This window comes from Streptomyces sp. NPDC046887, from assembly GCF_040644755.1.
Lineage (GTDB): Bacteria > Actinomycetota > Actinomycetes > Streptomycetales > Streptomycetaceae > Streptomyces > Streptomyces lichenis.
Genome location: NZ_JBEYXH010000033.1, coordinates 69,808 through 87,144 on the forward strand (window position 1 = coordinate 69,808; position 17,337 = coordinate 87,144).

Genomic DNA, 17,337 nt, shown 5'->3' on the forward strand with positions numbered 1-17,337 from the left:
GCGTCAACGTCTTGTTAACGGCGGATTGCCGCTTCTAACGTCATCCGGACCGCCGCTCCCCCCGGTGGAGTTCAAGGGCGAACGTTAGGTGTCCTCCATGCTGACCATCCTCGGCTTCGCCATGATCGCGACCTTCCTGGTCCTGATCATGACGAAGAAGATGTCGCCGATCGCGGCGCTCGTGCTCATCCCGGCCCTGTTCTGCGTGATCGTCGGACAGGGCGCCCAGCTCGGCGACTACGTCATCGAGGGGGTCGGCAACCTCGCGCCCACCGCCGCCATGCTGATGTTCGCCATCGTCTACTTCGGCGTGATGATCGACGTGGGCCTTTTCGACCCGATCGTCCGGGGCATCCTGCGCTTCTGCAAGGCCGACCCGATGCGGGTGGTGGTCGGCACGGCGCTGCTCGCCGCGATCGTCTCGCTGGACGGCGACGGCTCCACCACCTTCATGATCACCGTCTCGGCGATGTACCCGCTGTACAAGCGGCTGAAGATGAGCCTGGTGGTGATGACCGGGGTGGCCGCCACCGCCAACGGCGTGATGAACACCCTGCCCTGGGGCGGACCCACCGCCCGGGCCGCCACCGCGCTCAAGGTCGACGCCGGCGACGTCTTCGTCCCGATGATCCCGGCCCTCGCCACCGGACTGCTCTTCGTCATCGTCCTCAGCTACTTCCTGGGCCTGCGCGAGCGCAAGCGGGTCGGCTACCTCAGCCTGGAGAAGGCCCTGGAGCCGGAGACCGCCGACACGGTGCTCATCGGCGGTGGCGGTGGCGGTACGGGAACGGCTGCCGCCCCCGGTACGGGCACGTCCGTCGGCGGGGCCGTCCCGCCCGAGCAGGGCGAGGAGGACGACGAGCGGCTCCAGGGCCTGGACCCGAACCGCCCCACCCTCCGCCCCCGGCTCTACTGGTTCAACGCCGGCCTCACCCTGGTGCTGCTGACCGCCATGATCATGGAGCTGCTGCCCATCCCGGTGCTGTTCCTGCTCGGCGCGGCCCTCGCCCTCACCGTCAACTACCCCTCCATGGCCGACCAGAAGGCCAGGCTGGCGGCCCACGCCGACAACGTCCTCAACGTCTCCGGCATGGTCTTCGCCGCCGCCGTCTTCACCGGGGTGCTCACCGGCACCGGGATGGTCCAGCACATGGCCGACTGGCTGGTCGGCGCCATCCCCGAGGGCATGGGCCCGCACATGGCGCTGGTCACCGGCGTGCTGAGTCTGCCGCTCACCTACTTCATGTCCAACGACGGCTTCTACTTCGGCGTGCTGCCGGTGCTCGCCGAGGCCGGCGCCGCGCACGGGGTCTCCCCGCTGGAGATCGCCCGCGCCTCACTGGTCGGGCAGGCGCTGCACATGTCCAGCCCGCTGGTGCCCGCCGTCTATGTACTGGTCGGCATGGCCAAGGTGGAGTTCGGCGACCACACCCGCTTCACCGTCAAGTGGGCCGCCCTCACCTCGCTGGTGGTGCTCGCCGCCGGCCTCCTGTTCGGCATCATCTGACCGTGGCCCGACGGGACTCCGCGCACCTGCGCAGGTACTGGCTGCTGCGCCTGGTCATCGCGTTCTGCTTCGCGCAGGGTGCGGTGTCCATGGCGCGGCCCGCCGTCTCGTACCGCGCCCTGGCGCTCGGCGCGGACGAGCGGGCGGTCGGGGTGATCGCCGGGGTGTACGCGCTGCTGCCGCTGTTCGCCGCCGTGCCGCTGGGCCGCCGCACCGACCGGGGCCGCTGCGCCCCGCTGCTGCCGGTGGGCGTGGCGCTGATCGCGGGCGGCTGCGCACTCAGCGGTACGGCCGGTTCGCTGCCGTGGATGGCGGTGTGGAGCGGGGTGATGGGCCTCGGCCATCTGGCCTTCGTGATCGGCGCCCAGTCGATCGTGGCCCGCCGGTCCGCCCCGGCCGACCAGGACCGCAACTTCGGCCATTTCACCATCGGCGCCTCGCTCGGACAGCTGGCCGGACCGGTGGCGGCCGGGCTGCTGGTCGACGGCGACCCGGGCCCGGGCGGCGGGCTCGGCCCGTCCAGCGCACTGGCGCTGCTGGTCGCGGCCGGGGTGGCGGCCTGCTCGGTCACCGCGCTCTGGCGGATCGAGGACCGGGCCGCTGCGGACGGACCGAACGGGCCCGGCCCCGCCCCCGCCAAGGTCCCGGTCCACCGCATCCTGCGCACCCCGGGAGTGCCCGGAGGCATCTTCACCAGCCTCGCCGTGCTCTCCACGACCGATGTGCTGACCGCCTACCTCCCGGTGGTGGGCGAGCACCGGGGCATCGCGCCCGCCACGGTGGGGCTGCTGCTGAGTCTGCGGGCCGCCGCGACGATCGCCTGCCGGCTGGTGATGACCCCCATGATCCGGCTCGTCGGCCGCACCGCGCTGCTGGCCGCCACCTGCGCGCTGGGCGGGCTGCTCTGCGCCGGGCTCGCGCTGCCGGTGCCGGTGTGGGGGCTGGCGGTGATGCTGGCGGCGCTGGGCTTCTGCCTCGGGGTGGGCCAGCCGCTGTCCATGACCACCGTGGTCCGGGCCGCGCCCGAGGAGGCCCGCTCCACCGCGCTGGCGCTGCGGCTGACCGGCAACCGGCTGGGCCAGGTCGCCGCCCCCGCCTCGGCCGGGCTGGTCGCCGGGCTCGCCGGGGTGGCGGCGCCCTTCGCCATGCTGGGCGCCCTGCTGCTGGCGGCGGCCGGGACGGCGGTACGCGACGGGCGGCGGCGCCCGCGGGATCGCCCGCCGCCCGATCGCGCGTCGCCGGACTACCCCGGGGCCGGCCGTCCTGAGTCCGGCCGCCCCGAGCGCGGCCGCCCCAGGGCCCGTTGTCAGTGGCCCGTGGCACGCTCGGAGCATGACGTCGATCATCGATGAGCGGGAGCGCCGGGTGCGCGCGGCGGCGGGGGAGTGCGGGGTCCCGGACGCCGTGGCGGACGCACTGCTGGCCGCGCTCCGGCCCTGCGTCTATCTGGTGCCGTACGAGGAGCTGCCCGGCCCCCTGCAGGACGGCCCCCTGCGGGACGGTGTTCGAACGGCCGCCCGCACCGGAGGGCTCCCCGCGCTGCCGGACGGCACGGACTGGCCCGGTGGGGGCGACCCCCTGGTGCTCACCGTCGACTGCGCCGCCCTGCCCGCCGGCGTACCGGACCTCGCGCTGCCGTCCGACGGCCGGTTGCTGTTCTTCGCCGACATCGAGTACCCGCCGGAGACCGCCGAGGTGCTGCACATACCCGCCGGCACCCGGACCACCGAGCACCCCGCCACCCGGATGATCGAGGGCGAACCGGCGCCGATCAGGGTCTACGAGCCCCGGACCCTCCACGCGGTGACCGGGCTGACCGCCCACGGCGACTGGCGCGAGGCCCCCGCGACACAGGCGTTCCCGGACACCGCCGACACCCTGGACCGGTTCGAGGACGCCGTGCTGGCCGGCGGCTCCGCGGGGCTGCGCGGCGGGCTGCACATCCAGCTGGGCGGCTGGTCCCACCCCTGGGACATGGCTCCGGACGAGGGCGAGCAGGTGCTGCTGGCGCAGCTGCACGGGCAGGCGGTGGACTACGAGGTCTTCACCCTGACCCTGGTCACGGGCACCCGGGCGGACATCGCCGCCGGGCGCTGGTCCGGGCTGCGCTGGGAGCAGCAGTGCTGACGGCCGTGTGTGCGAGTCTGACGCCATGACCGCCCCCGAGGACGTGTCCCGCGCCGCCGAGCCGATCACCCCGGACGCGGCGCGCGAGATACCGAGGACCCTGCTCACCCAGTCATGGCTGGACCTCTCCTTTGTGCACTGGGCCGCCGACCCCGGGGACGTGGCGCCGCTGCTCCCGGCCGGGACGGAGCCGGACACCCATGACGGGGTCAGCCATGTGGGCCTGGTCGCCTTCCGGATGCATCGGGTCGGCTGGCTCGGGCTGCCCGGGATCCCGTACCTCGGCTCCTTCCCGGAGACCAATGTGCGGCTCTACTCGGTGGACCGCCACGGTCGGCGCGGGGTGGTCTTCCGCTCGCTGGAGGCCGCCCGGCTGCTGCCCGCCACCATCGGCCGCTCGGTCTTCCGGATGCCGTACACCTGGGCGAGGATGAGCATCGACCACGACGGGGACACCGTCGCCTACCGCACCGCCCGCCGCTGGCCGGGGCCGCGCGGGGCACGCTCCACGATGGCCGTCCGGGTGGGGGAGCCGATCGAGGACCCGACCCCGCTGGAACACTTCCTCACCGCCCGCTGGGGCATGCACAACACCTTCTTCGGCCGCTCCGTCTACCTTCCCAACCACCACCCGCGCTGGCCGCTGCACCGGGCGGAACTCCTCTCCTGCGAGGACGAGCTGATCGAGGCCGCCGGGCTGCCCGCCCCGGTCGGCCCGCCGGTCAGCGTGCTCTACTCCCCGGGCGTCCCGGTCCGCTTCGGCCGCCCTCTCCGCCCCGGCGGCCTGCCCACCCCCTGACCGGCCCCGCCCCGGTCAGGCTCCGGCGGGGTCCCGGGTCACGCCCCCGCACCCTGGCGCCGGAAAACTACCGCCGCTAGTTTGGTGCCGCACGCGTTCGGTCCAGCTTCAGCGAAGGCCCGGAGGAGATCACCGGATGAAGGCCCACGACGCCCAGGGCGCGACCCCCGACGGGGCCGCCGGAGCAGCGACCGACGGGACCCCAGACGGGGCCGCCGACCGTACCCCCGACGGGGCCGCCGACCGTACCCCTGGCGGGACCGCCGACGGCACCGGCCCTGGCCACCAGGCCCCGCCCCCGTCGTACGACACGATGTACATCGGCGGCGCCTGGCGCCCGGCCATCGGCACCGGCAGCATCGCGGTGGTCGACCCGGCCGACGAGCGGGTCATCGCCCAGGTCCCGGCCGGCACCGCCGAGGACGTGGACGCGGCGGTAGGGGCCGCTCGGGCCGCGCTGCCCGGGTGGGCGGCCACCCCGCCCGCCGAGCGCGCCGCCCACCTCACCGCGCTGCGCGACGCCCTCGCCGCCCGGCAGGACGAGATCGCCGCCACGGTCACCGCCGAACTGGGCGCCCCGCCCCCGGTCGCGCACGCCGTGCACGCGGGCATGCCGGTGGTCGTCGCCGGCTCCTTCGCCGAACTGGCCGCCACGTACCCCTTCGAGGAGCGCACCGGCAACTCCACCGTGCTGCTCGAACCGGTCGGCGTGGTGGGGGCGATCACCCCCTGGAACTACCCGCTGCACCAGGTCGTCGCCAAGGTGGCGCCCGCCCTCGCGGCCGGCTGCACGGTGGTGCTCAAGCCCGCCGAGGACACCCCGCTGACGGCCCGGCTGTTCGCCGAGGCGGCCCACGAGGCGGGGCTGCCCGCCGGGGTGTTCAACCTGGTCACCGGTACCGGCCCGGTCGCCGGGCAGGCGCTCGCCGAGCACGGGGGCGTGGACATGGTGTCGTTCACCGGCTCCACCGCCGTCGGCCGGAAGATCGGCGCGCTCGCCGGGGCGGCCGTCAAGCGGGTGGCCCTGGAGCTGGGCGGCAAGTCCGCCAACGTCATCCTGCCCGGCGCCGACCTGGCCCGGGCGGTGGGCGTCGGAGTCGCCAACGTGATGGCCAACTCCGGTCAGACATGCAGCGCGTGGACCCGGATGCTGGTGCACCGCGACAGCTACGACGAGGCGGTGGCGCTGGCCGCCGAGGCGGTCGCCAAGTACGTGCCCGGCGAGCGGGTCGGCCCCCTGGTCAACGCCGGCCAGCGGGAACGGGTCCGCGGCTATATCGAGCGCGGGATCGCCGAGGGCGCCCGGCTGGTCGCGGGCGGGCCGGACGCGCCGCTGCCCGCCGGCTACTACGTCCGCCCCACCGTCTTCGCCGACGTCACCCCCGAGATGGCCATCGCCCAGGAGGAGATCTTCGGTCCGGTGGTCTCGATCCTGCGGTACGAGGACGAGGAGGACGCCCTGCGGATCGCCAACGGCACGGTCTACGGGCTGGCCGGCGCGGTGTGGGCGGCGGACGACGAGACCGCGGTCGCCTTCGCCCGGCGGATGGACACCGGACAGGTGGACATCAACGGCGGCCGCTTCAACCCGCTCGCCCCCTTCGGCGGCTACAAGCAGTCCGGGGTGGGCCGGGAACTGGGTGCGCACGGCCTCGCCGAATACCTCCAGACCAAGTCCCTCCAGTTCTGACCCTTCCCCGCCCCCTCCCCATCGACGTCAGGAGCGACCACCGTGGTCCTCGCCGCCGTACTCCCCGCCATCGGGGCCCCGTTGGAGATCACCCGCATCCGGCTGCCGGAGCCCGGGCCCGGCCAGGTGCGGGTCCGCCTCGCCGCCGCCGGGGTCTGCCACTCCGACCTGTCCCTCTCCGACGGCACCATGCGGGTGCCGGTGCCCGCCGTCCTCGGCCACGAGGGCGCCGGCACCGTGCTCGCCGTCGGCGAGGGCGTCACCCATGTCGCGCCCGGCGACGGCGTCGTCCTCAACTGGGCGCCGTCCTGCGGCTCCTGCCACCACTGCGGGCTCGGCGAGGTGTGGCTGTGCGCCCACGCGCTGACCGGGGTGGCCGCGGTGTACGCCACCGCCGAGGACGGCACCGAGCTGCACCCGGGCCTCAATGTGGCCGCGTTCGCCGAGGAGACCGTGGTGGCCGCCAACTGCGTGCTGCCGGTGCCCGACGGCGTACCGCTCACCGAGGCCGCCCTGCTGGGCTGCGCGGTGCTCACCGGCTACGGCGCGGTGCACCACTCGGCGCGGGTACGGGAGGGCGAGTCGGTGGTGGTCTTCGGCGCCGGCGGAGTGGGCCTGGCCGCCCTCCAGGCCGCCCGGATCGCCGGCGCGAGCAGCGTGATCGCGGTGGACGTCTCCCCCGAGAAGGAGGAGCTGGCGCGGCGGGCCGGGGCCACGGAGTACGTGGTCGCCTCCGACGCCACCGCCAAGGAGGTCCGCGCGCTGACCGGCGGGCACGGCGCCGACGTGGCCGTGGAGTGCGTGGGCCGCGCCGCCACCATCCGGGCCGCCTGGGACGCCACCCGGCGCGGCGGCCGCACCACCGTGGTCGGCATCGGCGGCAAGGACCAGCAGGTCACCTTCAACGCCCTGGAGATCTTCCACTGGGGCCGCACCCTGTCCGGCTGCGTCTACGGCAACTCCGACCCGGCCGCCGATCTGCCGGTGCTCGCCGAGCACGTCCGCGCCGGCCGGCTGGACCTGGACGCCCTGGTCACCGACCGGATCGGGCTCGCGGACATCCCGGCGGCCTTCGCCAACATGGCCGCGGGCAAGGGCGGCCGCGCCCTGGTGGTGTTCTGAGCCTCCGCCGTCACCGGGAACGCGGCCGGGAACGGGCGACCGCCACCCCGGCGAGGCAGAGCGCCCCGCCGGCCAGGGCCGCCGGCGCGGGCAGCTCGTGCAGCACGCCCCAGGAGAGCAGCACCACCAGGGCGGGCACCGCGTAGGTGGTGGCGCCCATCCGCCCGGCGGTGGTCCTGGCCAGCGCGTACGCCCAGGTGGTGAACGCCAGCGCGGTCGGGAACACCCCGAGGTACACCATGTTCAGGGTGGCCGGCAGCGGCGCCCGGGCCACCTCCCCGGCCAGCTGCCCGGCGAACGGCAGACAGCACACCGCGCCGACCAGGCAGCCGTAGCCGGTCACCTGGAGCGGACTGGCGTGCGCCAGCGCGGGCTTCTGGGCGACCACCCCGCAGGCGTACGCGGCGGCCGCCACCACACACAGCAGCACCCCCAGCACGGAGCCGGCCCCCGTACCGCCGCCCTCGCCCGCGGACAGCGACAGCCCCACGGCGACGGCCCCCGCGAACGACACCGCCATCCCCGCCAGCAGCCGCGGCGGCAGCGCCTCGCCCAGCAGCCGGGCGCCGAGCAGGGCGATGAGTACGGGGCCGATGTTGACGACCATCGCCGCGGTGCCCGCGTCCACCTTCTGCTCGCCCCAGTTCAGGGTGACCATGTACACCCCGAACCAGAGCACCCCGGAGACCAGGATCCCGGGCCAGGCGGCGCGCGGCGGCAACCCCTCCCGGCGGACCAGCAGCAGCGCGCCCAGCACCACCGCCCCGGCCAGCAGCCGGCCGAGCGCCAGGGCGCCGGGGGAGTAGGCGGAACCGGCGCTGCGGATCGACACGAAGGCCGAGGCCCAGAGCACCACGGTGACCGAGGCCGCCGCGGCGCCCAGCCGCCGGGCCCGGCGGTCGGGGACGGCGTCGGTGGGGGCGGAAGTAGGTGTCATGGCCCCGACCGTACGGCCCGGACACTTCGGCGCTCACCGTACTGTGCGCCGTCCCCGGCCGGTGTGGCCCCGGGGGCCAACGCTCCCCGGGGGCGCCCGCCGGGCGAGAGACTCCGGCCGTAGGTGTGGCCCCCGGGGGGCAATGCTCCCCCGGGACGCCTGCCGCGCGAGGGACTCCGGCCGCCCCACCGGTGGCCCCGCCCCCCTCCCCCCGTATCCGGTGCTCAGACCTCCAGCGCCTCCGCCGTCACCCCGAGCCGCTCCCGCAGGGCGTGCGCCCCGGCCTCCGTCAGCCGCAGCGCGCGGGCGGTGCCGATCGGTTCGCACCAGCCGCTGTCCAGGGCGTGCCGGCACAGGGCGGCGCCCGCCAGCCCGGCCAGATGGGGGCGGCGCTCGGTGAAGTCCAGGCAGCCGCGGGCCAGCGGGCGCCGGCCGCGGGGCTCCAACGGCAGCCCCAGCTCGGCGAACCAGTCCACCCCCGCCTCGGTGAGCGCGAACCCGGTGTCCTGGCGCAGCAGCCCGCGCCCGGTCATCGCGTCGGTGACGGCCACCCCCAGCCGCCCGGCCAGATGGTCGTAGCAGGTCCGGGCGCGGGCCATCGCGTGCTCGGTGCTCGCCGCCCGCAGCGAACGGGGCGGGCCCGCCCCGTCCCCGGGCCGGGCGAGGGCGGTGGCGTGCCCGGCCAGGTCCTCGACCAGCTGCGCGGTACGGGCGTCGGCGAGCCGTACATAGCGGTGCCTACCCTGCCGCTCCTCGGCCAGTATCCCGCCCGCGACCAACCGGCCGAGGTGCTCGCTGGCGGTGGACGGCGCCACCCCGGCGTGCCGGGCCAGCTCGCCCGCGGTCCAGGCCCGGCCGTCCAGCAGGGCCAGGCAGAAGGCGGCACGGGTGCCGTCCGCGAAGAGCGCCGCCAGCGCGGCGAGATCCCTGGATGCCATGCTCTCCAGCATGGCGCGCCCACCCTTCGGCGACCGCCGAAGGGTCGCCGTACGGCCCACCGACCGGCTGTCACACTTCGCGCCCCGGCGGAGTCCCCCTTACGGCAATGCCGAGAGAAGGGAAGTAAGCATGAGGGCCGTCATCGTGTGCGTCTCCGTTTCGCACGGCAATACGCTCCGGGTCGCCGACACCATGGCCCGGGCACTGGAGGCGAAGGTGGTCGCCCCCGAGGAGGCCGATCCGGCGGAGCTGGCCGCGGCCGACCTGGTGGGCTTCGGCTCCGGCGTGTTCCACGGCCGGCTCCATCCCCGGCTGACCGACTTCGCGGCGGCGCTCCCCGCGACGGCGCTCCCCGCGACGGGGCGCCGGGCGTTCGTCTTCGCCACCAGCGGTCTGCCCCCGCTGCCGCCGGCCCCGTTCACCCGGCCCCTGGTCCGGCTCCTGGAGGGCAAGGGGTACGCGGTGGACGGGACCTTCTCGTGCCGGGCCCTCGACACCTGGCTGCCCTTCCGGCTGGTGGGCGGCATCAACAAGCGGCGGCCGAACACCGCGGACCTGGCCGCCGCCCGGGCGTTCGCCGAGCGGCTACGGGACGGGGAGGCGCCGGCGTCCTGACCGGTGGCCCGCCCCTACCGCGTCTCGGCGGCCGAGGAGTCCCCGCGCCGCCGATGCCCCGTACCCGCCGCTTACGCCTCCGCGTCGGCCGCCTCCGCCCCCGTACCCCGATCGGACGCGGAGCCGGAGCCCTGGCCCACCTGGGCCGCGTACCGTACCGCCAGCCCGTCCAGCAGCGCCGCGAGCCCCGTCTCGAACGCCCCCTCGTCCACCTTCCGCTGCCGCTCGGCGAGCAGATGGGCCTGGCCGAGGTGCGGGTAGTCGGCCGGGTCGTAGGCGGCCTCGTCGTCCACGAAGCCGCGGGCGAACGAGCCCAGCGCCGAACCGGTGACGAAGTACCGCATCAGCGCGCCGATGGAGGTGGCCTGGGCGGGCGGCCAGCCGGCCCGGACCATCGCGCCGAACACCGCGTCGGCCACCCGCAGCCCGGCCGGGCGCCGACCGGGCCCGCGGGCCAGCAGCGGCACCACCTGCGGATGGTCGGCCAGCGCGGCCCGGTAGGAGACGGCCCAGTCGTGCAGCGCGGTCCGCCAGTCCCGCGGATCGTCCTCCGCGAACATCGACAAGTCGATCCGCGCGCTCACCGCGTCGGCGACCGCCTCCAGGATCTCGTCCTTGGTGCGGAAGTGGTTGTACAGCGACGGCCCGCTGACCCCGAGCTCCGCGGCCAGCCGCCGGGTGGAGACCGCCTCCACCCCCTCCGCGTCCACCAGCGCCGCCGCCGTCGCGACGATCCGTTCGGTGCTCAGCAGGGGCTTGCGCGGTCGGGCCATGCGGCACATAGTAGGCCCCGTCCCCAAAAAACTAGCACCGGTAGTTTTCGTCATCCGGTCACCCGATCGCCGTCGGGGCAATCCGATCACCGTCACCGAAGGGAAGCCGTCGCCGTGGACCTGGAGCTGAGCGAGGAGCAGACGGCCGTCCGGCGGCTCGCCGAGGAGTTCGTCCGACGGGAGGTCACCCCGTACGCGGCCGAGTGGGACCGCGCCGAGAACGTCGACCGGTCCATCGTCCGCAAGCTCGGCGCGCTCGGCTTCCTCGGCCTCACCCTCCCCGAGGAGTACGGCGGCAGCGGCGGCGACCACCTCGCCTACTGCCTGGTCACCGAGGAACTCGGGCGCGGCGACTCCTCGGTGCGCGGAATCGTCTCGGTCTCCCTCGGCCTGGTCGCCAAGACCATCGCCACCTGGGGCGATGAAGACCAGAAGCGGAGCTGGCTGCCCCGGCTCGCCTCCGGTGAGGCCATCGGCTGCTTCGGCCTCACCGAGCCCGGCACCGGGTCGGACGCGGGCCATCTGACCACCCGGGCCGCCCGGGACGGGGATGACTGGCTGCTCACCGGCACCAAGATGTTCATCACCAACGGCACCTGGGCCGATGTCGTCCTCCTCTTCGCCCGCACCGAGGACACCCCCGGCGCCAAAGGCGTCTCCGCCTTCCTCGTCCCGGCCGACAGCCCCGGGCTGACCCGCCGCCCCGTGCACGGCAAGCTCGGGCTGCGTGGACAGGCGACCGCCGAACTGGTCCTCGACGGCGTCCGGGTGCCCGACTCGGCGATGCTCGGCCCGCGTGGCAAGGGCTTCTCGGTCGCCATGTCCGCCCTGGCCAAGGGCCGGATGTCGGTCGCCGCCGGCTGCGTCGGCATCGCCCAGGCCGCCCTGGACGCGGCGGTCGGCTACGCGGGGGAGCGCGAGCAGTTCGGCAAGCCCATCGCCTCGTACCAGCTGGTGCAGGAACTCCTCACCGACATCGCCGTGGACACGGACGCGGCCCGGCTGCTCACCTGGCGGGTGGCCGACCTGGTGGACCGGGGCGAGGAGTTCGCCACCGCCGCCTCCCAGGCCAAGCTCTTCGCCTCCGAGGCCGCCGTACGCTGCGCCAACAACGCCCTCCAGGTCTTCGGCGGCTACGGCTACATCGACGAGTACCCGGTCGGGAAGCTGCTCCGCGACGCCCGGGTGATGACCCTGTACGAGGGCACCAGCCAGATCCAGAAGCTCATCATCGGCCGCGCCCTGACCGGCGTCTCCGCCTTCTGACCTCTTCGGGACGCTCGGACACGCCCCGGTCGGCGGGGCGGCCGGCCGCGGGGGATCATGGACGCCGTGCTCCTCGCCCTGCTGTCCGTCGCCGCGCTCGCCCTGGTACTCGGAGGTGCCGTGCTGCGCCCGCGCGGACTGCCCGAGGCGGTCTTCGCGGTCCCCGCCGCCGCGCTCGTCATCTGCGCCGGCGCCGTATCCCTGGAGCACGCCGGGGAGGAGGCGGAACGGCTCGGCCCGGTCATCGGCTTCCTCGCCGCCGTCCTCGTCCTGGCCCGGCTCTGCGCCGACGAGGGGCTGTTCCGCGCCTGCGGGGCGTGGATGGCGCGCTGGGCGCACGGACGCCCCGGCCGCCTCCTCGGCGCGGTCTTCGCCCTCGCCTCCACCGTCACCGCCGCGCTCAGTCTGGACGCCACCGTCGTGCTGCTCACCCCGGTCGTCTTCGCCACCGCCGCCCGGATGGGCGCCCCGCCCGCCCCGCACGTCTACGCCACCGCCCACCTCTCCAACACCGCCTCGACCCTGCTGCCGGTCTCCAACCTCACCAATCTGCTGGCCTTCGCCGCCACCGGACTGACCTTCACCCGGTTCGCCGTGCTGATGGCGGCGCCCTGGCTGGTGGCGATCGCGATCGAGTACGCCGTCTTCCGGCGGTTCTTCGCCGCCGACCTGGCCGCACCCGCCCCCGGCGAACCGGAGGCGCCGCCCCCGATGCCGCTCTTCGCCCTCATCACCGTGGCCGCCACCCTCGCCGGCTTCGCGGTGGCCTCGGCCTTCGGCATCGAACCGGCCTGGGTGGCGGCGGCCGGGGCGCTGGTGCTGGGAGTACGCGCGCTGGCCCACCGCACCACCACCCCCCGCGCCCTCGTCCGCGCCGCCGCCGTACCGTTCCTCCTCTTCGTGCTGGCGCTCGGCATCGTGGTCCGCGCCGTGGTGGACCACGGCCTCGGCGACCTGCTGGACCGGCTGCTGCCCGCCGGCGCCTCACTGCCCGCCCTGCTGGCCGCGGCCGCCGTCGCGGCCCTGCTCGCCAACGTGATCAACAACCTGCCGGCCGTGCTCGCCCTGATCCCGGTGGCGGCGCCGCTCGGCACCGGCACCCTGCTCGCCGTACTCCTCGGCGTCAACATCGGCCCCAACCTCACCTACGCCGGCTCGCTCGCCACCCTGCTCTGGCGCCGCGTCGCCCACCGCCACGCGTACGAGGTCCGGCTCGGCGAGTTCACCCGGCTCGGACTGCTCACCACCCCGCTGACCCTGGCCGCCGCCACCTGCGCCCTCTGGGCCGGTCTGCGGCTCATCGGAACCTGAGTACCGCCCCACCGGCCGCTGAGTACGCCACCGGATACCCCGGCCGCCTTCCTCCCCGCATGCTCAGCCCATGAGTGAGACACCGGTCAAGCAGCAGAACACCGCCGCCTACTACGGACAGGCCCTCGCCTCGTTCGCCCTCGCCGTGGCCGCCGTGACCGTCGGCATCGTCAAGATGGAGGCCGACGCCTGGGTCCGCGCCTTCCTCGGCATCGCCGTCCTCTACCTCACGACCTCCGCCTTCACCCTCGCCAAGGTCGTCCGCGACCGCCAGGAGGCCGGGCAGATCACCAGCCGCGTCGACCAGGCCCGCCTGGAGAAGCTGCTCGCCGAACACGACCCCTTCCAGAAGCTCTGACCAAGCCTAAGCGCTTGCTCACCCTCGGGGTATGGTGTTCGTCCTGTCCGGTGGTGCCAGCGAAGGAGCGAAGCGGATGAGCACGGCGGAGCAGACCCCCGGCGACGACACGCCGTGGGGCGAGGTCACCCCGGAGGCGGCCCGGCGACTGCTGGTCGCCGCCGTGGACGCCTTCGCCGAGCGGGGCTATCACGCGACCACCACCCGCGACATCGCCGGCCGGGCCGGAATGAGCCCGGCCGCCCTCTACATCCACTACAAGACCAAGGAAGAGCTGCTCCACCGGATCTCCGCCATCGGCCATGACAAGGCCCTGGAGATCCTCCAGACCGCCGCCGACGGCCCCGGCACCGCCGCCGATCGGCTCACCACCGCCGTACGGTCCTTCGTCCGCTGGCACGCCGAACGGCACACCACGGCCCGGGTCGTCCAGTACGAACTGGACGCCCTCGGCGCCGAGCACCGCACCGAGATCGTCGCCCTGCGCCGCCGCAGCGACGCGGCGGTGCGGCGGATCATCAACGAGGGCGTCGCCTCCGGCGAGTTCGACGTCCCGGACATCCCCGGCACCACCCTCGCCGTGCTGTCGCTCTGCATCGACGTGGCCCGCTGGTTCGACTCCGCCGGCCGCCGCACCCCCGACGAGGTCGGCGCCCTCTACGCCGACCTGGTCCTCCGCATGGTCGGCGCCGGTCAGCAGTAGCAGCCCCTTCACCGGTCAGAAGTAGAAGCGCGACACCGACTCCGCCACGCACACCGGCTTCTCGCCGCCCTCCCGCTCCACCGTCACCAGCGCCGTCACCTGCACCCCGCCGCCCGCCTCCTCGACACTCCGCACCTCCGCCGTCGCCCGCAACCGCGACCCCACCGGCACCGGCGCCGGGAAACGCACCTTGTTGGTGCCGTAGTTGACGCCCATCCGCGTCTTCTCCACCCGCATGATCTGCGGCGTGAACAGCGGCAGCAGCGACAGCGTGAGATACCCGTGGGCGATCGTCGTCCCGAACGGCCCGGTCGCGGCCTTCTCCGGGTCCACATGGATCCACTGGTGGTCCCCGGTGGCCTCGGCGAACCGGTCGATACGCTCCTGTCCGACCTCCACCCAGTCGCTGTACCCCAACTGCTCGCCCACCGCCGCCCGCAGCTCGTCGACGGATGTGAAGACCCTCGGCTCTGCCATGCTTCCCGCTCCCTCTCACTGTCTAAGCGCTTGCTCAGCATCGTCCGGACGGAAGGCCCGTGTCAACGGCCGGGCCAGTAGGCTTCGCGGAGTGCCGCAGATGCCAGAGAAGATCCAGGAACTCACCGTCGGCCAGCTCTCCGCGCGCAGCGGAGCCGCCGTCTCCGCCCTCCACTTCTACGAGGCCAAGGGCCTGATCACCAGCCGCCGCACCAGTGGCAACCAGCGCCGCTACGGCCGGGACGCGCTGCGCCGGGTCGCCTTCGTCCGCGCCGCCCAGCGGGTGGGCATCCCGCTCGCCACCATCCGCGACGCCCTGGCCGCGCTCCCCGAGGAACGCACCCCCACCCGCGAGGACTGGGCCCGCCTCTCCGAGCGCTGGCGCGGCGAGTTGGACGAGCGGATCACCCGGCTGAGCCGGCTGCGCGACCATCTGACGGACTGCATCGGCTGCGGCTGCCTCTCCCTGGAGACCTGCGTGCTGTCCAACCCGGACGACGTCTTCGGCACCCGGATGGCCGGCTCCCGCCTCCTCCCCGAGCACCTGGCCGAGTCCCAGCGCCGGGACGAGCCGTAGCCCCGAACCGACCGCACCCCCGAACCGGCCCAGGATCCCTAAACCATCGGGGGATTCAGCCGGGCGAAGCCCTCCTGGCGCTCGTACGGGAAGTACGGGTAGGGGGCCGGCCGGCGGCTGGCGGCGTCGAGCCTGGCCATCTGGTCGGGGCTGAGCGTCCAGCCCACCGCCCCGAGGTTCTGGCGCAGCTGCTTCTCGTTGCGGGCGCCGATGATGACCGAAGAGACGGTGGGGCGCTGCAGCAGCCAGCGCAGGGCGATCTGCGGTACGGCCTTGCCGGTCTCCTCGGCGATCTCGTCCAGCGCGTCGACCACCCGATAGAGGTGCTCGTCCTCGACGGGCGGACCGTAGTCGGCGGTGTCGTGCAGCCTGCTGTCGGCCGGCAGCGGGTTGCCCCGGCGGATCTTGCCGGTCAGCCGTCCCCAGCCGAGCGGGCTCCAGACGATCGCGCCGAGCCCCTGGTCGAGCCCGAGCGGCATCAGCTCCCACTCGTAGTCACGGCCGATGAGGGAGTAGTAGACCTGGTGGGCGACATAGCGCTCGCGGCCGCGTCGCTCGGCGGTGGCGAGGGACTTCATCGCCTGCCAGCCGGAGAAGTTGGAGACGCCGAGGTGGCGGATCTTCCCGGCCCGGACCAGGTCGTCCAGCGTGGACAGCACCTCCTCCACGGGGGTCCGGGCGTCATAGGCGTGCAGCTGGAAGAGGTCGATGTAGTCGGTGTCGAGACGGCGTAGGGCACCGTCCACCGAGGAGATCAGACGGGAGCGGGAGGTGCCGGCGTCCCGGGGGCCGTCGCCCATGGGCAGACCCGCCTTGGTGGAGATGATCACCTGGTCCCGGCGGCCCTTGAGGGCGGCCCCCAGCACCTCCTCCGAGGCGCCGCCGGAGTAGACGTCGGCCGTGTCGAACATGGTGATCCCGGCCTCCAGGCAGATGTCCACCAGGCGGCGCGCCTCCTCCACCCCCGTGTTGCCCCAGGCTCCGAAGAGCGGACCCTGTCCGCCGAACGTCCCGGCACCGAAACTCAGCGCCGGAACCTGAAGCCCTGACGCGCCCAGCTGCCTGTACTCCATGACGAATCCCCTCTCTCGACCCAACCCATCCACTAATGGGCCTTGGGTCCCGTTAAGATGTCCCCAACGTAACAAAGATCAGCGACTAACGGAACAGGAGTCCCGTTATGGAGTTCGAGGAGCCCGAGACGGAGCCGGGGACCACCCGGCCCGGAGGGCGCACGGCGCGGGTCCGGGCGGCGGTCCTGGAGGCCGCGGGTGACGTCCTGGCGGAGCACGGCTTCGCCCAGCTCGACCTCACCGACGTCGCGCGCCGCGCCGGAGTCGGCAAGACGACCGTCTACCGCCGCTGGGGCACGGCCACCGGCCTGGTGACCGATCTGCTGCTGGACATGGCACAGCAGTCCGTGCCGCGCACGGAGACGGGCTCTCTCCTCGGCGACCTGACGGCCAACGCCCGGCTGGTGCAGCGGACGTTGGCCGATCCCCGGCAGGGGGCCCTGTTCAAGGCGGTGATCGCGGCCGCCACCTGCGACCCGAAGGCGGCCGAAGCGCTGCACGGCTTCTACACGGTCCGCGTGGAGGAGTGGGCGCCGTGCGTCCGGCAGGCCGCGGCCCGCGGCGAGGTGCCGGAGGACACCGACCCGCACGAGGTGATCCGCGCGAACTCGGCCCCGCTCTACTACCGCCTGCTGACCACCGCCCTCCCCCTGGACGAAGCCGCCGCCGACCGCGCTGCTACGGCGACCGCAGCCGCCGCCCGCGCCGGCGCCTTCGGACGGGAGGCCTAGGGCGCGCCTACGGACGGCGCATCCCTGGTGCGTGCTGTGGTTCCGCACTGCGGCGATGGCCCACCAATTCCCAGAGTCCCGCTGCTCGCTGGCGGCTCGGGGCGTACCCGATCCCGACACCTCGTCTGCGCCCGCTGTATACGACGTGCATGCGCGGGAGGCGGCGAAGCATCAGCCCGTAGCTAGACGATCAAGTCCTATGTCTGGCTGGCCCGTTCGCGAGATCCCTATCCATCCGGATCTTCTAGGACAGTAAGTGACCTAAAAGGCGTCTAGCGTCATCAGCGCGTTGAGGCACTCGCACCCCAGGAGGCAGTCAGATGTCCGTCAAG

The 17,337-nt window shown here is 74.0% G+C and carries 18 protein-coding genes; 13 read left to right on the forward strand and 5 right to left on the reverse strand.

Translation table 11 applies throughout. The features are described 5' to 3' along the window. The first annotated feature begins 97 nt into the window (after positions 1 to 97). The 6 genes from ABZ945_RS25425 (at position 98) to ABZ945_RS25450 (ending at position 7,245) form a co-directional block, all read left to right on the forward strand. A complete protein-coding gene (locus ABZ945_RS25425) occupies positions 98 to 1,507 on the forward strand; it encodes a citrate:proton symporter (protein ID WP_361273709.1) in 1,410 nt (469 codons plus the stop codon). Positions 1,508 to 1,509: 2 nt separating this feature from the next. After that, entirely contained in the window at positions 1,510 to 2,859 is a 1,350-nt protein-coding gene (locus tag ABZ945_RS25430) for an MFS transporter (protein WP_361273711.1), read from the forward strand. Next, entirely contained in the window at positions 2,840 to 3,634 is a 795-nt protein-coding gene (locus tag ABZ945_RS25435; RefSeq protein ID WP_361273714.1) for a DUF1963 domain-containing protein, read from the forward strand. The genes ABZ945_RS25430 and ABZ945_RS25435 overlap by 20 nt, the downstream gene beginning before the upstream one ends. A gap of 25 nt (positions 3,635 to 3,659) precedes the next feature. Further along, positions 3,660 to 4,433, forward strand: a complete 774-nt coding sequence (locus ABZ945_RS25440) for a DUF2071 domain-containing protein (RefSeq protein ID WP_361273717.1) — start codon at positions 3,660 to 3,662, stop codon at positions 4,431 to 4,433. 313 nt (positions 4,434 to 4,746) lie between these two features. Next, positions 4,747 to 6,123, forward strand: a complete 1,377-nt coding sequence (locus tag ABZ945_RS25445) for an aldehyde dehydrogenase family protein (RefSeq protein ID WP_361273767.1) — start codon at positions 4,747 to 4,749, stop codon at positions 6,121 to 6,123. A gap of 42 nt (positions 6,124 to 6,165) precedes the next feature. After that, the gene (locus ABZ945_RS25450) at positions 6,166 to 7,245 is read left to right on the forward strand and encodes a Zn-dependent alcohol dehydrogenase (RefSeq protein WP_361273720.1); all 1,080 of its coding nucleotides are present in this window, start codon (positions 6,166 to 6,168) and stop codon (positions 7,243 to 7,245) included. Between the two features lie 10 nt (positions 7,246 to 7,255). On the opposite strand, the gene ABZ945_RS25455 is transcribed toward ABZ945_RS25450, so the two are convergent. Together ABZ945_RS25455 and ABZ945_RS25460 are read right to left on the reverse strand one after the other, a co-directional pair. Continuing rightward, the gene (locus ABZ945_RS25455) at positions 7,256 to 8,182 is read right to left on the reverse strand and encodes a DMT family transporter (protein WP_361273723.1); all 927 of its coding nucleotides are present in this window, start codon (positions 8,180 to 8,182) and stop codon (positions 7,256 to 7,258) included. 224 nt (positions 8,183 to 8,406) lie between these two features. Next, positions 8,407 to 9,120: a winged helix-turn-helix domain-containing protein gene (locus ABZ945_RS25460; RefSeq protein WP_361273726.1), complete on the reverse strand. Its 714-nt coding sequence runs from the start codon at positions 9,118 to 9,120 to the stop codon at positions 8,407 to 8,409. Positions 9,121 to 9,250: 130 nt separating this feature from the next. On the opposite strand from ABZ945_RS25460, the gene ABZ945_RS25465 reads away from it, so the two are divergent. Beyond that, positions 9,251 to 9,736, forward strand: a complete 486-nt coding sequence (locus ABZ945_RS25465) for a flavodoxin domain-containing protein (protein WP_361273729.1) — start codon at positions 9,251 to 9,253, stop codon at positions 9,734 to 9,736. Positions 9,737 to 9,807: 71 nt separating this feature from the next. On the opposite strand, the gene ABZ945_RS25470 is transcribed toward ABZ945_RS25465, so the two are convergent. After that, entirely contained in the window at positions 9,808 to 10,509 is a 702-nt protein-coding gene (locus ABZ945_RS25470) for a TetR/AcrR family transcriptional regulator (RefSeq protein WP_361273732.1), read from the reverse strand. Between the two features lie 114 nt (positions 10,510 to 10,623). Between ABZ945_RS25470 and ABZ945_RS25475 the strand changes: the two genes are divergently transcribed. The 4 genes from ABZ945_RS25475 (at position 10,624) to ABZ945_RS25490 (ending at position 14,147) form a co-directional block, all read left to right on the forward strand. Then, positions 10,624 to 11,775 carry an acyl-CoA dehydrogenase family protein gene (locus ABZ945_RS25475; RefSeq protein ID WP_361273735.1) on the forward strand — a complete coding sequence of 384 codons (1,152 nt, stop codon included), beginning with the start codon at positions 10,624 to 10,626 and terminating at the stop codon, positions 11,773 to 11,775. Positions 11,776 to 11,832: 57 nt separating this feature from the next. Next, positions 11,833 to 13,086 carry an SLC13 family permease gene (locus ABZ945_RS25480; protein ID WP_361273738.1) on the forward strand — a complete coding sequence of 418 codons (1,254 nt, stop codon included), beginning with the start codon at positions 11,833 to 11,835 and terminating at the stop codon, positions 13,084 to 13,086. 70 nt (positions 13,087 to 13,156) lie between these two features. Beyond that, on the forward strand, positions 13,157 to 13,444 hold the full coding sequence (locus ABZ945_RS25485) for a YiaA/YiaB family inner membrane protein (RefSeq protein ID WP_361273740.1): 288 nt from the start codon (positions 13,157 to 13,159) through the stop codon (positions 13,442 to 13,444). A 76-nt stretch (positions 13,445 to 13,520) separates the two neighbouring features. Beyond that, positions 13,521 to 14,147: a TetR/AcrR family transcriptional regulator gene (locus ABZ945_RS25490; protein WP_361273743.1), complete on the forward strand. Its 627-nt coding sequence runs from the start codon at positions 13,521 to 13,523 to the stop codon at positions 14,145 to 14,147. Positions 14,148 to 14,162: 15 nt separating this feature from the next. On the opposite strand, the gene ABZ945_RS25495 is transcribed toward ABZ945_RS25490, so the two are convergent. Beyond that, entirely contained in the window at positions 14,163 to 14,624 is a 462-nt protein-coding gene (locus tag ABZ945_RS25495; RefSeq protein ID WP_361273745.1) for a MaoC family dehydratase, read from the reverse strand. A 91-nt stretch (positions 14,625 to 14,715) separates the two neighbouring features. Here ABZ945_RS25495 and soxR point away from each other — a divergent pair, with 91 nt between their 5' ends. Continuing rightward, positions 14,716 to 15,201 carry a redox-sensitive transcriptional activator SoxR gene (soxR, locus tag ABZ945_RS25500; protein ID WP_361273748.1) on the forward strand — a complete coding sequence of 162 codons (486 nt, stop codon included), beginning with the start codon at positions 14,716 to 14,718 and terminating at the stop codon, positions 15,199 to 15,201. Between the two features lie 38 nt (positions 15,202 to 15,239). Here soxR and ABZ945_RS25505 read toward each other — a convergent pair whose 3' ends face one another. Then, positions 15,240 to 16,274, reverse strand: a complete 1,035-nt coding sequence (locus ABZ945_RS25505; RefSeq protein ID WP_361273751.1) for an aldo/keto reductase — start codon at positions 16,272 to 16,274, stop codon at positions 15,240 to 15,242. Positions 16,275 to 16,381: 107 nt separating this feature from the next. Here ABZ945_RS25505 and ABZ945_RS25510 point away from each other — a divergent pair, with 107 nt between their 5' ends. Further along, positions 16,382 to 17,005: a TetR/AcrR family transcriptional regulator gene (locus tag ABZ945_RS25510; protein ID WP_361273754.1), complete on the forward strand. Its 624-nt coding sequence runs from the start codon at positions 16,382 to 16,384 to the stop codon at positions 17,003 to 17,005. The last annotated feature ends 332 nt before the right edge of the window (positions 17,006 to 17,337 follow it).

Excerpts from the sequence above, each read along its gene's own strand:
- ABZ945_RS25425 (WP_361273709.1), top strand. The coding sequence starts at position 98 with ATGCTGACCATCCTCGGCTTCGCCATGATCGCGACCTTCCTGGTCCTG.
- ABZ945_RS25435 (WP_361273714.1), top strand. The coding sequence starts at position 2,840 with ATGACGTCGATCATCGATGAGCGGGAGCGCCGGGTGCGCGCGGCGGCG.
- ABZ945_RS25440 (WP_361273717.1), top strand. The coding sequence starts at position 3,660 with ATGACCGCCCCCGAGGACGTGTCCCGCGCCGCCGAGCCGATCACCCCG.
- ABZ945_RS25445 (WP_361273767.1), top strand. The coding sequence starts at position 4,747 with ATGTACATCGGCGGCGCCTGGCGCCCGGCCATCGGCACCGGCAGCATC.
- ABZ945_RS25455 (WP_361273723.1), bottom strand. The coding sequence starts at position 8,182 with ATGACACCTACTTCCGCCCCCACCGACGCCGTCCCCGACCGCCGGGCC.
- ABZ945_RS25460 (WP_361273726.1), bottom strand. The coding sequence starts at position 9,120 with ATGGCATCCAGGGATCTCGCCGCGCTGGCGGCGCTCTTCGCGGACGGC.
- ABZ945_RS25465 (WP_361273729.1), top strand. The coding sequence starts at position 9,251 with ATGAGGGCCGTCATCGTGTGCGTCTCCGTTTCGCACGGCAATACGCTC.
- ABZ945_RS25470 (WP_361273732.1), bottom strand. The coding sequence starts at position 10,509 with ATGGCCCGACCGCGCAAGCCCCTGCTGAGCACCGAACGGATCGTCGCG.
- ABZ945_RS25480 (WP_361273738.1), top strand. The coding sequence starts at position 11,833 with ATGGACGCCGTGCTCCTCGCCCTGCTGTCCGTCGCCGCGCTCGCCCTG.
- ABZ945_RS25485 (WP_361273740.1), top strand. The coding sequence starts at position 13,157 with ATGAGTGAGACACCGGTCAAGCAGCAGAACACCGCCGCCTACTACGGA.
- ABZ945_RS25490 (WP_361273743.1), top strand. The coding sequence starts at position 13,521 with ATGAGCACGGCGGAGCAGACCCCCGGCGACGACACGCCGTGGGGCGAG.
- ABZ945_RS25495 (WP_361273745.1), bottom strand. The coding sequence starts at position 14,624 with ATGGCAGAGCCGAGGGTCTTCACATCCGTCGACGAGCTGCGGGCGGCG.
- ABZ945_RS25505 (WP_361273751.1), bottom strand. The coding sequence starts at position 16,274 with ATGGAGTACAGGCAGCTGGGCGCGTCAGGGCTTCAGGTTCCGGCGCTG.
- ABZ945_RS25510 (WP_361273754.1), top strand. The coding sequence starts at position 16,382 with ATGGAGTTCGAGGAGCCCGAGACGGAGCCGGGGACCACCCGGCCCGGA.